Below are 13,510 nucleotides of genomic sequence, written 5' to 3' on the forward strand. Positions count from 1 at the left end.
CTCGGCCGGCGGCGATCGCCCTGGCAGAGTTCGGTCACGCGGCCCGGCGGCACGCCCGTGCAATCGCCTGCGCGTCGCGCAGCGCGGGCGCCCGACGCCGTTCGCCCGGGCGGCTGGAAGTCCAAGTCCGCGGCATGGCCGACGGTTGAGTTTTCTTACCCCCACCCGGCCCCCCGGGGTAGGCTTGGCGACGCATAACAGTCCCCGAGCGCACGAGGTACTTATGAGCGAGACCAAGACGAAACACCAAGAGCTGCAACGCTTTGTGGACGAGTGGGCGGCGCGCTGCAAGCCGGACCGCGTCGAGTGGTGCGACGGTTCGGACGCCGAGTACGATCGGATGCTGGGGCTGCTGATCGAGAGCGGCGCGGCGATCCGCCTCAATCCCGCGAAGCGCCCCAACAGCATCCTGGTGCGCTCGGACCCGCGCGACGTGGCGCGCGTCGAGAGCCGGACGTTCATCTGCAGCGCCTCCCGGGAGGGCGCGGGCCCGACCAACAACTGGGAGGACCCGCTGGTGATGCGCAAGAAGCTGAACGGGCTCTACGACGGCTGCATGCGCGGGCGGACGATGTACGTGATCCCGTTCTGCATGGGCCCGCTGGGCTCGCCGATCGCCCAGACCGGCGTGCAGCTGAGCGACTCGCCGTACGTGGTCGCCAACATGAAGATCATGACCCGCATGGGCAAGGCGGTGCTCGACGCGCTCGGCGAGGACGGCCGCTTCGTCAAGGCGGTCCACTCCGTCGGCCAGCCGCTCGAGGCCGGCGACGCCGGCCCGGCGTGGCCGTGCAACCCCGAGAACACGTACATCACCCACTTCCCCGAGAAGCGCACGATCCTGTCGTTCGGCAGCGGCTACGGCGGCAATGCGCTGCTCGGCAAGAAGTGCTTCGCGCTCCGCATCGCCTCGGCGATGGCCCGCGACGAGGGCTGGCTGGCCGAGCACATGCTCATCCTCGGCGTCGAGGGCCCCGACGGCAAGAAGACCTACGTGACGGCGGCGTTCCCCAGCGCCTGCGGCAAGACCAACTTCGCCATGCTCATCCCGCCCAAGGAGATGACCGGCTGGAAGGTCACCTGCGTCGGCGACGACATCGCCTGGCTCAAGCCCGACGCCGAGGGCAACCTGCGCGCCATCAACCCCGAGGCCGGCTTCTTCGGCGTGGCCCCGGGCACGTCGATGGAGACCAACCCCAACGCGATGATCTCGTGCGCGCGCGACTCGATCTTCACCAACGTCGCGCTGACCGACGACGGCGACGTGTGGTGGAGGGCATGACGAAGGAGCCGCCCAAGCACCTGATCGACTGGACCGGCAAGGACTGGACGCCCGACTGCGGCCGCAACGCGGCGCACCCGAACGCCCGCTTCACCTCGCCGGCCCGCAACTGCCCGGTCATCGACCCCGAGTGGGAGAACCCGGCCGGCGTGCCGATCCGCGCCATCATCTTCGGCGGCCGCCGCATGAACGACGTGCCGCTGGTCTACCAGGCGTTCAACTGGTCGCACGGCGTGTACATCGGCGCGACCATGGGCTCGGAGCAGACCGCCGCGGCCGAGGGCCAGGTCGGGGCGCTGCGCCGCGATCCGATGGCGATGCTGCCGTTCTGCGGCTACAACATGGGCGACTACTTCCGCCACTGGCTGTCGATGGCCAAGCGCGTGAAGGAGCCGCCGCGGATCTTCCACGTCAACTGGTTCCGCAAGCAGGACGGCAAGTTCATGTGGCCGGGCTTCGGCCAGAACATGCGCGTGCTGCGGTGGGTGGTCGAGCGCTCGCGCGGCCAGGCCATCGGCGTCGAGTCGCCGCTCGGCTGGATCCCCCACTACCACGATATCGACTGGCGCGGCCTCGACTTCTCCGAGGCCCAGTGGGACGAGCTGATGGGCTACGCCCGCGACCGCGTCAAGAAGCAGACGCTGTCGCACGAGGAGCTGTTCCTCGAGCTGTCCGAGGCGCTGCCGAAGACGATGATCTTCGAGCGCGAGCTGCTGATCAGCCGCCTGTGAGCGCGCGCTAGCCATGGGAAGGGCATGGTCTCCGGACCATGCCCTTTCGTGCATGCCCGATCGGGCATGTCCATGAGGTCATGGCGCTTCGGCCAGCCAGGCGGCGACGTCGGCGCGCAGCTCGACCGGGCGGTCGTAGGTGACGGCGTGGGAGGCGTCGTACGGGGCCAGACGGATCGTGCGCAGGCCGGGGTCGGGCTCGCCGGCGAAGGCGTCGGGGCGGAAGTGGACGTGCAGCTCGCCGGGCCGCTCGCTGCCCCGCGGGAGGTCGTCGACGTGCTCGACGCCGACGACGACGCTCTTGAACAGCTCGAGGGTGGGGGCGATCGAGGGGCCCCACACGGCGAGGTCGCGGGCGGCGTCGGTGATGAAGACGCGGGCGTAGGCGAGGTCGTGGAGGAACAGGGCGCCGTAGTGCGGGTCGCTCGAGTGGACGCCGGCCATGATCGCGGCCGGGCCGCGGAAGCCGTCGAGCGCCTCGACCGAGAACGGCAGGAAGAAGCGGTCCCAAGCCGGCAGGGCGCCGAGGTGCTCGGCGAGGTCGGGGGCGTCGGCCGGGTAGTCGCCCGGGTTGCGCACGCGGAAGGCGGTCGGCCGATCGGCGGCGGCGAGGCCGTCGATGGCCTCGGGCGCGACCTGCAGGACCGCGGCGAGGGTGTCGCGGCGCGACAGGCCGGCGCGGGTGCGGGCGAACAGGTCGCTGAGCCAGGTGCCGGGGCCGTCGATGTCGTAGCGGCTGCGGCCGGCGTTCTCGACGAAGTTGATGACGTTGGCCCACGGGTCGCACGGGTCCGGCTTGGCGGCGCAGGCGACGAACTCGAGGCCGAGACTGTCCGCGAGGACATGAACCGGAGAACCTGGCGCTTCGAGCAGGTCACCGGCGCGCGCCTGCTGGGCGGCGCCGGCAAGGCTGGGCTGGACGAGGACGAGGTGGCCGAGCTCGCCGGCCACGAGGTCGGGGCCGGGGGGCTCGTCGCCGGGGAAGCGCGCGGCGAGGTGGGCGGCGATCGCCGCGGCGAGGGCGGGGTCGCGGTAGCGGCCGGGGCCCTGCTCGTAGCGGGCCGGGAACAGCAGCATGTGCAGCAGGATCGAGGCGCGGATGCCCCCGTAGCTCTCGCCGACGAGGACGAGGCGACGCCCGGCGAGGGCGGGGTGGTCGTCCCAGAAGCGCAGGAGGGCGCGGGCGAAGTCGGCGGCGTCGAGGTAGCTGTTGAAGTTGCGGCTGTTGAGCTCGGCCGAACGCAGGCCCATCTGCGCGGGGTCGGCGATCGATTGCTGCGAGAAGCCGGTGTTGCGGGCGTCGATGTAGAGGAGGTGGCCGAGGGCGGTCCACGGGGCGGGGCTGGGGACGGGCTCGAGATCGGCGCCGAGGGTCTGGGGCGCGGTGTTGCCGGCGAGGATCAGGCCGGTGGACACGCCGGGGCCGCCGTTGAAGAGGAGCAGGAGCGGGGCGTCGCCGGGATCGTCGTCGGCGGGGTGGAAGCTGTAGAAGAGCCGCGCCGGCGAGCTGGTCATGGGGATGACGACGTCGCCCTCGCCGATCTCGTAGTCGACGCCGTCGACGTCGAGATAACCTGCCTCGGGGGACAGCTCGGGACAGTGACGGTGGAAGACGTCGTCCTCGCAGCTGCAAGTGTCGCACGGCGGGGGGGCGTCGCAGCCGGTCGGGGCGGCGGTGGTCCCGGCGGCGGTGGTCGAGGTAGTGGGGTCGGGGGCCTCGGTGGTGGTCGAGGTCGTGGTGGTCGTCGTCGACGACGAGGTCGTGGTGGGGTCGACGGAGGTCGAGGTCGAGGTCGTCGAGGTCGAGGTGCCGTCGCTGTCGCTGGCGGGAGGAGCGTCGGGGCAGGCCGCGAGGAGCAGCAGCGCAGCGACCACGCGAGCAAGAGTCGACATGGATCGAGCCTAACGCGGCGGGCCGCGCATGTGCGCGCCGGCGGAGGACGACGAGGCACGCGGTGAGGGCACGCGGGGGCAGAGGCGGCGAGGCCGCTCGTAGGCCGCGCGCAGGGGTGGTAGGGTGAGGCTCGATGACCGGCGCAGAGCTCGATCGGGTGACCCTGGCGTTCGAGCCGGGCAGCCTGGTGGTGCTCAACGTGGTGCTGGCGCTGGTGATGGTCGGGGTGGCGCTCGACCTGCGCCCGCGCGACTTCGCGGCGGTGCTCCGGCACCCGCGGGCGGCCGTCGTCGGTCTTTTGGGACAGGTGGTGGTGCTGCCGGCGCTGACGTTCGCGCTGGTGGTGGTGCTGCGACCGCCGGCGAGCGTGGCGCTGGGGATGATCCTGGTGGCGGCGTGCCCCGGCGGCAACATGTCGAACTTCATCACCCACCTGGCCCGCGGCAACACCGAGCTGTCGGTGACGTTGACCGCGATCGGGACGGTGCTGGCGGTGGTGACGACGCCGCTCAACCTGGCCTTTTGGTCAGGCATGTCCGCGGACACGGCGGCGCTGGTCCGCTCGGTCGCGCTGTCGCCGAAAGAGCTGGTGACGACGGTGCTGGCGGTGCTGGGCGCCCCGCTGGCGCTCGGGATGCTGGTGGCGGCGCGCCGGCCCGGGCTGGCGGACCGGCTGCGCGGGCCGTTCAAGCTGTTCTCGGTCGGCTGCCTGGCGCTGTTCATCGTGATCGGGCTGAGCCGCAACGTCGGGATCCTGGCCGACCACTGGGCGCTGCTCGGCGGGGCGGTGGCGCTGCACAACGGGCTGGCGCTGCTGTCGGGCTGGCTGGTCGCAAGGACAGCCGGGCTGCCGGGCCGCGACCGGCGGGCGATCGCGGTCGAGGTGGGGATCCAGAACGCCGGGCTGGCGCTGGTGCTGGCGTTCGACTTCTTCCCGGGGCTCGGCGGGACGGCGATGATCGCGGCCTGGTGGGGCGTGTGGCACCTGATCGCGGGGCTGACCCTGGCGTTCGTGTGGCGCCGCCGGGCGCTGCGCGAAGAGGACGCTCAGGCCCAGGCGACGACGACCTGACGCGGACCGCGGTACGGCAGGCGGCCGTGCGAGACGGAGAAGTTGTCGATGGCGACGATGTCGCCGGCGCGCCACGGGAACACGACCATGTGCCGCCAGATGATGTCGCGCAGGTGTTCGAGGTCGGCCGCGTCGATCTCGCGGCCGTCGCGGTAGGTGCAGTGCATCGGCAGGGCGTCGGCCGCGGTGGAGCGCCGCCGCGCGCCGATCAGGAGCCGGGCGAACTGCGAGAGGGCGAGGCTCCGCAGGTCGCCCTGACGGGCATGGACGCGGCGCAGCTCGGCGGCTGCGCTGGCGGCGTGAAACACCTGGACATGGTTGAACCACACCGGCTCGCCCGACTCGGGGTGGGCTCGCAGGGCGTCGTGCTCGCTGACGAGGCGCAGGCGCTGTCCCGGGAGCCAGGTGACCTGAAAGCCCTGCTCGGCGCACTTGGCCTCGACGACCGCGCGGTCGGTGGTCAAGAACATCTCGTCCCAGCGCTTGAGCTTCCACAGGTCGAAGCGTCCGCCGCCGTCGGGGCCGTCGTAGTTGCGGATGATGCGGATCCCGCCGCGGACGAAGCGGTCGCGCACGTCGGGATCGAGGTCGGCGACGACGCGGCGAAAGTCGCACAGCGGGTCTCTCCGCCGCCTCCCTGCGGGGCGACCAGACAGGCGAAGAACAGCCGCCGCGGCGGGTCGCGCAGGAACGACATCTCGCAGTGCTGCGGGATCGGGTAGTAGGGCGGCAGCTCGCTGGCGGAGAAGACGTACTCGCTGAGGGCGTCGCGCGGGGAGGTGCCGAGGTACTCGTTCTTCAGCCCGGGCTCGATGGCACGGGCGACGTGCTCGAGGTCGACGGGGACGCGCACGCCGAAGCCGCGCAGCAGGACCGCGCCGTGGCTGCGCAGCTGTCCGGAGAGCCAGGTCTTCTCGGCGTCGAGCCAGGCGCGCAAGGCGTCGACGCGGGCGTCGCCGTCCGGCTCGACGACCGGGACTGCGCCGCCGCCGGGGCCGCGGATCTCGCTGAGTCGCATGCGCCGACGATGGCACAGATCGGGCGACCGTGGCGCGGCGTGTACGAGGCCGGGCGAGGTCGCGCCATCGTCGGCTGCGGGAAGATGGCTTTCGGGACAGGTCGTGGTGGGCGGCGGGGCGCAGGCGCAGCGCCGGGAGGCGCCCGGATGACCTTTGGGACAGCGTCGCGGCCTAGTCGTCGGTGAGGACCTCGTCGAGGCGCGTGGCGACCAGGACGCGGGCGGCCCAGGTCTCGAGGACGGCCTCGTCGCGGCAGTCGAGGACGCGCTGGCGCTGGGCGTCGGTGAGGCTGAAGCCCTTGAGCTGGAGCTGCTTCAGGACGAGCTCGGCCTTGCCGGCGACGCGACCCTTGACCTCGCCCTCGGCGATGCCCTCGAGCCAGGGCTTGCGGAACATGTCACTGATCGGTTCCCAGCGCTTTTTGGTGGCCATGAGCTGCTCCAGGGCGAGGCGGGCCGCGCGGCCGAGCAGGCCGACGACGAAGTCAGGGTAGTGGATCCCCCGTTCGTCGTCGAGCTCGCGGCTCGCGTCGAGCGCAGCCAGGGCGATCTGTTCGACGCCCGGCGCGTCGGCGTGGGCGGCGACCGACAGCACCGCCAGCTCCGGCAGCTCGCGCGCCCGATCGAGGTCGGTGACCGCGGGCACGGCCTCGGGACCGAGCACCCACGGGCGCAGGACGTTGCGCTGGCGGCCGAGGTCGATCGGCTCGGCGCACCAGCGGGCGACGTCGCGGTCGAGCGAGACGACCACGAGGGTCACGGGGCAGTTGAGGCGCGTGCGCAGGCCGGCGACGTACAGCGGCCAGGTCCAGCGCTTGCGCGGGTCTCGTTCGACCTGGACCTCGACCACGAGGGCCTCGTCGGGCCGCTCGGGCGCGCCGCCGAGGCCCAGGACCGCGTCGGCGCGGTGCTCGGCGAAGTGGAGGTCGACGAACTCGGCGGCGCTGATCCGGACCGGACCCGGCGCGGCGACACCCGGCCACATGAGGTCGGGGATGAGCGCCGGCGCGTGACGGACGAGCTGGACCAGCGCCTCGTGGGACAGCTTGGGCATCGCAGCGCGCGAGCTAGCACGCGCGGGCGGGCGGTCCAGAGTTCGCCCGGTCCGCGGGCGTGCGGGCGGTCCGAGGGGGCTGTCAGCGGGCGGGACGCTCGCGCCGACCCGAGGACAGGGCCCAGCGGATCAGGAACTGGATCTTGCCGTCGCGCTGGAAGCCGCGGAAGAACTCGACGAGGTCGTCGTAGATCTTCGGGTCGCGCACGAGGCGGCCCATGGTGCCCTCGCCGCGCTCGATGCCGGCGACGATCTTGTTCACGTTGCCGAGGTGTCCTGCACGCTCTTGAGCATCTTGCCCTGCGAGTCGTAGAGCAGGCGGGTCGAGACGTTGACGTTGTAGGGGTCGTGCAGGGCGTTGGAGATGGCGGCCATCTTCTTGCGGCCGTCGTCGACCAGCGGCTGCATGCTGTCGTCGAACTTCGTCAGCGCCTTCTGGCCCTTGGCGAGGAAGTGGTCGAGGTCGGCGGCGCCGTCCTGCACGCCGCGCAGCGAGCTGCCGAAGCTGCGCAGCAGGTCCTCGTCGTTGAGCATGGCGCCGACCATGCCCTTGCCGGCCGCGGTGTTGCGCAGGTTCTCGTCGCCGGCGGCGAGCCGGTCCTGGATGTTCTTGACGGTCTCGCCGTCGCCCATGGCGGCGGCGAGCTCGGCGATCCCGCCGATGGCCTCCTCGACCTTGACGAAGCCGCCGTCGACCTTCTCCTTCACGGCGTCGATCGTCTCGGACATCGACGGGGTGGTCTGGATCCGCCCGTCTGGCTGGATCGGTTCGCCGCGGCCGACCGAGATCTGGACGATCTGGTCGCCGAGCACGCCGTTCTGCGAGATGGCGGCCCGGCTGTCGTCGCGGATGTGCATCATGCTGTCCTGAAAGACAGACAGGGTCACGCGGATCCGGCTGTGATCGGTGGTGAAGCCGTCGCAGATGCCGGTGCCGCCGGTCCACAGCACGCCGCGGTAGCGCCGGCGCATCTCCTGGGTGACGCACACCTCGCCCTGGCCACACTGCGAGTCCTCCTCGCACGGGGCGTGGAGGTCCTTGTTGAAGGAGTACGACTCGAGCTCGGCGCAGCGACCCTCGGCGGCGCAGAACATGGTGCGGTCGCAGTCGTCGGTGCGGCCCTGGCCGAAGCGGCCCCGGTCCTCGGTCTGCGGGTCGCACGGGTAGTCGACCCACACGAACTCGCGCTTGACGACGGTGCCGATCTCCATGCCCTCGATCTGGACGGCGCTGCCTTCACGCAGACCAGAGACCTGGCGGAAGTCGGCGGTGATCGAGACCCGCTCCTTCCACAGGTTCTTGCCCTGGCTGAACACGACGAGGCCGACGAGGCTGGCGAGGCCGCTGATGATGACGATGAGCCCGACGAGTTGGTTGCGGCTCTGCTCGCTCCGGCGGGCCATCCGGGGATCGTAGCGGATCCGGCCGCGCGTGAGGAGGTCGCCTCAGCGGGCCCGCCGCGGCGTTCGCACAGGGCGGAGCGACCGAGATCGCGCGCTGCGGCGAGGTTTTGCCGAGGCTCGCGGGTCGTCGGCCGTCGCGTCAGGCAGCGGCAGGCCGGAGATGGACGGAGCGGTCGACGGCTCGACGAGCACGGACCTGCGAGCTCGACGGCCGGACGTGTCCGGGGGTCGAGCCGTGGGAAGGCGAGGCTGCGTCGAAGGTCTGCTGCCGGCGCTTCGGGGTCTCTCTCGGCGTGGGGAGAAGAGGTCGAACCGCGCGGCGGAGCTGCCTTGTCGCAGGGATCCAGGACGGCGTGACCGGGCGCCGCGGCGCCGGGCTGAACGGTGCGGATCGGCTCGGTCAGCGCGGCCTGCGTCCCCGCGCGTCGGCGCCGGCGCGGCGCGCCAGGGCTCCCTCGCAAGGCCCCCTGCGGACGGCTACTCGACAGCGGGGGCGCGATGTGGAATGTCCACGGCGCCATGTCCGCTTCGTCTCCCGCCCCGTTCGACGCGCAGGCGTTCGATGCTCACGTGATGTCGACCTACGCCCGCTTCCCGATCGCGCTCGAGCGCGGCGAGGGGTGCAGGGTGTGGGACACGACGGGCCGGGCCTACCTCGACTTCGCGGCCGGGATCGCCACCTGCACTTTGGGACATGCCCACAAGAACCTGGTCGAGGCGGTGACGCGCCAGATCGGCAAGCTGCACCACGTGTCGAACCTGTTCTACATCCCCGAGCAGGGCGCGTTGGCGGCGCTGCTGGCGGCGCTCGGGGGCGGGGAGCGGGCGTTCTTCTGCAATTCGGGGGCGGAGGCCAACGAGGCGGCGATCAAGCTGGCGCGCAAGTACGGGCGCACGCGCCTCGGCATCGAGCGGCCGGTGGTGATCGCGGCGCAGGCGAGCTTCCACGGGCGCACGCTGGCGACGGTGACGGCCACCGGGCAGGCGAAGTACCAGCAGAACTTCGACCCGCTGGTGCCGGGCTTCGTCCACGTGCCGTTCAACGACGCGACGGCGCTGAACGAGGCGATCGTCGAGCTCGACCGCGAGCGCAAGCAGGTGGCGGCGGTGCTGCTGGAGCCGCTCCAGGGCGAGGGCGGGATCCGGCCCGGCGACCCGGCGGTGTTCCGCAAGATCCGCGAGCTGTGCGACGCCCGCGGGATCCTGCTGATGTTCGACGAGGTCCAGGTCGGCGTCGGCCGCAGCGGCAAGTGGTGGGGCCACCAGCACCTCGAGGTCGAGGCCGACGTGATCACCCTGGCGAAGGGCCTGGCCGGCGGGCTGCCGATCGGGGCGATGCTGTGCAGGCGCAGCTGCGACGTGTTCGAGCCCGGCGATCACGCGAGCACGTTCGGCGGCAACCCGCTGGCCTGCGCGGCGGCGCTGACGGTGCTGATGACGCTCGAGAAGGACAAGCTGGTCGACAACGCCCGCCTGCGCGGCGAGCAGCTGCGCGCGGGGTTGCAGGCGCTGGCGAAGTCGTCGCCGGGCAAGATCGCCGAGGTGCGCGGCTGGGGTCTGTTGCTCGGCGCGAAGCTGGGCCCGGCGGAGCCGCGCACGGCCGCCGAGATCGCCCGCGCGGCGCTCGACGCCGGGCTCCTGGTGGTGCCCGCGGGGCCGCGCGTGGTCCGCTTCGTGCCGCCGCTGATCGTGACGACGGCCGAGATCGACGAGGCGCTGGCGGTGTTCGCCAAGGTGCTCGCCGGCTGAGGGCGAACCTGTCTTCAGGGACAGGACGCGGCGCGATCGGGCGCGGTCCGCAGGGCGCGGCGCGAGGAGGCGATGCGGGTCCAGAGGTGACGGCCTTCGCTCGGTCGAGCGGGGCGCGGACCGGGGAGCCGGAGCTCGCTCGCCCGGGCGATGCCGGGGCTCGGGGCCGACCGCACGGCTCGTACGCGCCTCGACGAGCCGACGCACGCGGTCCTCGACGTCACGCGCGGTCGGGCGAGGTAGGACATGTCCTATCGGGCATGTTCGAAGGAGCATCCGCGAGGGCCGAAAAAGCCCGCTGATCGGGCCGCGGGCGCCGTGGTATGGTCGAGGCTGCATGACTGCGAGCTTCGACTCGATCCGCGAACAGGTGGCCGCCGGCGACGCGTCCGGCGGCTGGGTGGCCCTCACGCAGGTGTTCGGCTACCCGAACGGGGGATCGCTCGACGCCCGGTCGTTCGCGGAGGCGATGGCGGTAGCGCTCGTGATCACGCGCGAGCTGGCGGGGCGGGACGGGGTGGTGGACCTGGCGCGAGCGGCGGCGGCTCCGGAAGATCCGCGGGCGCTCTACGACGCCGGCTGGTGGCTCGCGGAGCAGCGGCAGTTCGCGATCGCGGCGAGCGTGCTCGAGCGCGCCAACCAGATCGCGCCGGGGCAGCCGGGGATCGTCGGCGAGCTGGCGAACGCGCTCGAGCATCTGCTGCACTACGGGCCGGCGGCGCTGGTGGTCGAGGCCTCGGGGCGGGCGGACGACGATCCGCTGCTGGCGTACCTGTCGGGCTTCTACTGGTTGATGTGCGGCGACCTCGAGCGGCCGCGGGCGCGGCTGGGGCAGCTCGCGGGGGTGACCGCGCCGAACGAGGTGTTCATGCGCGACGCGCTGGCGGGGATGCTGGCGCGAGCGGACGCGCTGGTGGCCGCGGGCGTCGGGCTCGGCGACGACGCGCTGACGGCCTGGCACGCGGTGCTCAACGGGTCGCTGTTGTTGCACGAGTCGCCGCACGGCCACCCGGAGCCGATGCACGGGCGCTACGCGTTCCTCAACGACTCGCCGGCGCTGCAGCGGCTCGGGCTCGATCGGCTGCAACGCTTGCTGGCGGCGCTGGGGCGGCGGCCGGAGCGGATCTTGACGGCCCCCGATCGGGCCAGCCGGATCCTCGCGCACGCGGCGGGGCAGGTGCTCGATCTGCCGGTCGAGGCGTGGGCGGACGATCCGGGGCAGCGCGGGCTCGTGGTCGCGTGGAGCCTCGACGTCGTCGAGGATCCTGCCTTCCTCGGGGGCATGCGGCGGCACGCGCCCGGGCGGCCGCTGTTCGTCCACGTGACCGACTGGATCGAGCCGTTCGCGTACGCGCCCGACGTGGGCACGGTGCTGGCCCAGGTCGTGCGGCATCCGTTCACCGGCGGGGCGCTGACCTACGATCCGGCGACGCGCAAGGTCGCCGAGGCCGAGGCCGACGACCGTGATGAGGTCGAGCTGGGCGGGCTCGTCGCGGCGACGCCGGTGGCGGACGACAGCGCGACGCCGATCGAGGTGGTCCTGGGCATCGACCGCGCAATGGCGGGGCTGCCGGCAGACCTGCGCCCCGGGCTGCACCGCGAGGGCGGGTCGCGGCTGATCCACCGCGCCGGCAGCCCGGTGCCGAGCAACCGCTTCACGTGAGGCCGGTGCGCGAGGTGGCGGCTGGTCCACCGCGCCGGCAGCCCGGTGCCGAGCAACCGCTTCACGTGAGGCCGGTGCGCGGGCGCGGTCGGTGAGATGGTTTTTCGGACATGTCTCGACGGGCATGTCCTTGGTGTTATGTCTCGAAGGGCATGTCCTTCGGGACAGGCCGTCCTGACGGCTCAGCGGAGGGCGTCGAGGCGGGCGCGCAGGCGGTCGAGGCCGAGGTTGCCGGGGCCGCCGAGGCTGACGCGGGCCGCGAGGCTGGCGGCCGGAGAGCGGTCCTTCAGGTCGTGCATCTCGGCGGCTGCCTGGCGGTAGGCGTCGCGGAACGGCACGCCGGCGCGGGCGAGCTCGACCGCGCGGTCGGTGGCGTACAGCTCGGGGTCGATGGCGGCGGCCATGCGGGGGGCGTCGAGCTCGAGGGTGTGGACGAGCGCGGGGACGAGGGCGAGGCCGGCGAGGCCGCGGGTGAACGCGCGCAGGACCGGCGCCTTGGTGGCCTGGAGGTCGCGGTGGTAGCCGCTCGGCAGCGACAGCAGCGAGGACAGCTCGGACATCGCCCCCTCGGTGACCGACGGGACGGCGCGCAGCAGCTCGACCACGTCGGGGTTGCGCTTGTTGGGCATGATCGACGAGCCGGTGGTGTAGGCGTCGGGCAGGCGCACGAACGCGAACTCGGCGGTCGAGTACAGCGACAGGTCCCAGGCCAGGCGGCGGACGTCGAGCAGGGCCTGGTGCAGCGCCTGGACGGCCAGCAGCTCGAGCTTGCCGCGGCTGTTCTGGGCGTAGATCGGCGAGACCTGCACGCGCGAGAAGCCGAGCTCGCGGGCCACGCCGTCGCGGTCGAGCGGGAGGTTGACGCCGTAGCCGGCCGCGGTGCCGAGCGGGCTCGAGTCGAGGGTGCTCGACGTGGCGCGGGCGGTCTCGGCGTCGTCGAGGAAGGCCTCGGCGTGGCCGGCGAGCAGGGCGGCGAGCGACGAGGGGACGGCCCGCTGCAGGTGCGTGTAGCCGGGCAGAGCGACGTCCTGGGTCGTCTCGGCGCGCCGCAGGCAGGCGTCGGCGCAGTCGAGGCAGCGGGAGCGCAGGGCGGCCAGGGCGTCCTTGAGCCACAGGCGCATGGCGACGAGGATCTGGTCGTTGCGGCTGCGGCCGGTGTGGACCTTGCGGCCGACGTCGCCGAGACGCTCGCTCAGGTACCACTCGATCGCGGAGTGACAGTCCTCGAAGCGCTCGTCGAGCACGAAGCTGCCGGCCCGCACGGCCTCGGCGAGCGCGCCCAGGCCCTCCACGAGCGCCTCGGCCTCGGCGGCGGCGAGGACGTCGATGCGCTGGAGGCCGTGGACGTGGGCGATCGAGGCGCGGATGTCGTGGAGGATGAGCTGGCGATCGAGGACGACGTCGTCGCCGGCGCAGAACTCCTGGGCGGCGGCGTCGAGCGCGGCCTGGCCCTTGTCCCATAGCGGTCGGGTGCTCATGCGGTTCTCCTGGCGGCTGGTGGCGGGCGGACGGTCGGTGGCGGTGGCGGGCGGCGGCGATCCTGTCCTTGGGGACAGGAGAGGCGGGCGGCGGTGATTCTGTCCTTGGGGACAGGAGATGGGCGGGCGGCGATCCTGGCCTTGGGGACAGGAGATGGGCCGGCG

General features: G+C 72.5%; 8 protein-coding genes and 2 pseudogenes. 4 read left to right on the plus strand and 6 right to left on the minus strand.

Annotated features, from left to right (window positions below):
* Positions 1-223: 223 nt before the first annotated feature.
* A pseudogene (locus OV079_RS08965) lies at positions 224-2,013 on the plus strand (phosphoenolpyruvate carboxykinase (GTP)).
* A gap of 78 nt (positions 2,014-2,091) precedes the next feature.
* Here OV079_RS08965 and OV079_RS08970 read toward each other — a convergent pair.
* A complete protein-coding gene (locus OV079_RS08970) occupies positions 2,092-3,906 on the minus strand; it encodes a S10 family serine carboxypeptidase-like protein (RefSeq protein ID WP_267767464.1) in 1,815 nt (604 codons plus the stop codon).
* A 134-nt stretch (positions 3,907-4,040) separates the two neighbouring features.
* Here OV079_RS08970 and OV079_RS08975 point away from each other — a divergent pair, with 134 nt between their 5' ends.
* Positions 4,041-4,979 (plus strand): bile acid:sodium symporter family protein, encoded by a 939-nt coding sequence (locus tag OV079_RS08975; protein ID WP_267767465.1) that lies wholly within the window; start codon positions 4,041-4,043, stop codon positions 4,977-4,979.
* On the opposite strand, the pseudogene OV079_RS57485 reads toward OV079_RS08975, so the two are convergent.
* From OV079_RS57485 to OV079_RS09000, 4 genes and pseudogenes are all read right to left on the minus strand, one after another.
* Positions 4,955-5,997 (minus strand): annotated as a pseudogene (locus OV079_RS57485) (TauD/TfdA family dioxygenase). The gene OV079_RS08975 and the pseudogene OV079_RS57485 overlap by 25 nt on opposite strands.
* Before the next feature lie 172 nt (positions 5,998-6,169).
* Positions 6,170-7,051, minus strand: a complete 882-nt coding sequence (locus OV079_RS08990; RefSeq protein ID WP_267767470.1) for a hypothetical protein — start codon at positions 7,049-7,051, stop codon at positions 6,170-6,172.
* 82 nt (positions 7,052-7,133) lie between these two features.
* Entirely contained in the window at positions 7,134-7,313 is a 180-nt protein-coding gene (locus OV079_RS08995; RefSeq protein ID WP_267767472.1) for a hypothetical protein, read from the minus strand.
* Positions 7,310-8,455 (minus strand): MlaD family protein, encoded by a 1,146-nt coding sequence (locus OV079_RS09000; protein WP_267767474.1) that lies wholly within the window; start codon positions 8,453-8,455, stop codon positions 7,310-7,312. Before OV079_RS09000 ends, OV079_RS08995 begins: the two co-directional genes overlap by 4 nt.
* 519 nt (positions 8,456-8,974) lie before the next feature.
* Between OV079_RS09000 and OV079_RS09005 the strand changes: the two genes are divergently transcribed.
* A complete protein-coding gene (locus OV079_RS09005) occupies positions 8,975-10,204 on the plus strand; it encodes an aspartate aminotransferase family protein (protein WP_267767475.1) in 1,230 nt (409 codons plus the stop codon).
* Positions 10,205-10,541: 337 nt separating this feature from the next.
* Positions 10,542-11,867 carry a hypothetical protein gene (locus tag OV079_RS09010; RefSeq protein ID WP_267767476.1) on the plus strand — a complete coding sequence of 442 codons (1,326 nt, stop codon included), beginning with the start codon at positions 10,542-10,544 and terminating at the stop codon, positions 11,865-11,867.
* A 182-nt stretch (positions 11,868-12,049) separates the two neighbouring features.
* On the opposite strand, the gene argH is transcribed toward OV079_RS09010, so the two are convergent.
* Positions 12,050-13,345, minus strand: coding sequence for an argininosuccinate lyase (argH, locus tag OV079_RS09015; RefSeq protein WP_267767477.1), 1,296 nt, complete (start codon positions 13,343-13,345; stop codon positions 12,050-12,052).
* Positions 13,346-13,510 lie beyond the last annotated feature (165 nt).

It is taken from the genome of Nannocystis pusilla, from assembly GCF_026626665.1.
Lineage (GTDB): Bacteria > Myxococcota_A > Polyangia > Nannocystales > Nannocystaceae > Nannocystis > Nannocystis pusilla.